The 436-nt window shown below is 67.7% G+C and carries 2 pseudogenes; both read right to left on the reverse strand.

The features are described from left to right. Window positions 1-298, reverse strand: a pseudogene (locus EOC06_RS44365) (SAM-dependent methyltransferase); the annotation flags it as partial. Beyond that, window positions 295-436, reverse strand: a pseudogene (locus EOC06_RS44370) (precorrin-2 C(20)-methyltransferase); the annotation flags it as partial. The pseudogenes EOC06_RS44370 and EOC06_RS44365, both read right to left, overlap by 4 nt.

The raw sequence follows: 436 nt of genomic DNA on the forward strand, positions 1-436 counted from the left end.
GGCCGGCCTCGATCGCCTCGCAGACGGCCGCCGCCATGGCGAACACGCCGGGATCGCCACCGGAAACCACCGCGACGTCGTGGCCCTCGGCGGCTTTGATCAGTGCGTCCTTGGAGCGGGCGAGTTCCTCGCGATTGTCGGAAGCGACGCGGGTCTGTTCCGGGCGCAATTCCAGCCGGTCGAGATACGGTTTGTAGCCGTAAAAGAATTTCGCCTCGGCGACGGCGCGGCTGGCTTCCGGAGTGACTTGATCGGCATTGCCGGGCCCAAGGCCGATGACAGTGAGACGGCCGCTCATGCCTGCGCTCCCACGGCGCCGGGGCGGCCGGACCAGCCGGCGACCAGCACGATGGCGAAATAGGGCGCCTTGTCGTCCGTCTTGTCGGCCAGCTTCATCGACACGCTGCCGGCCATGGTACCGCGCTCGACATAGACG

This window comes from Mesorhizobium sp. M7A.F.Ca.MR.362.00.0.0, assembly GCF_004023175.1.
GTDB lineage: Bacteria > Pseudomonadota > Alphaproteobacteria > Rhizobiales > Rhizobiaceae > Mesorhizobium.